The 244-nt window shown below is 56.6% G+C and carries 1 protein-coding gene; it reads left to right on the forward strand.

Annotated elements, in window-relative coordinates:
* Positions 1 to 12: 12 nt before the first annotated feature.
* The coding region (locus CYJ76_RS11610; RefSeq protein WP_144043106.1) for a bL9 family ribosomal protein at positions 13 to 244 on the forward strand (232 nt) is incomplete at its 3' end.

A 244-nucleotide genomic window follows, 5' to 3' on the forward strand; every position in this document is an offset into this window, starting at 1 on the left:
AAAGGCTGGATCATGAAGCTGATCCTCACCACCAACGTTGACAAGCTCGGTGTCCCCGGCGACATCGTAGAGGTCAAGGCTGGTTACGGACGTAACTACCTGCTTCCGCGCGGCTACGCAATTGTTGCTACCCGCGGCGCTGAGAAGCAGATTGAAGGAATTAAGCGCGCACAGGAAGCACGACAGATTCGTGACCTGGATCACGCACGCGAGGTTAAGGAAGAGCTGGAGAACCTGAGTGGCG

Source organism: Kytococcus schroeteri (assembly GCF_002847825.1).
Lineage (GTDB): Bacteria > Actinomycetota > Actinomycetes > Actinomycetales > Dermatophilaceae > Kytococcus > Kytococcus schroeteri.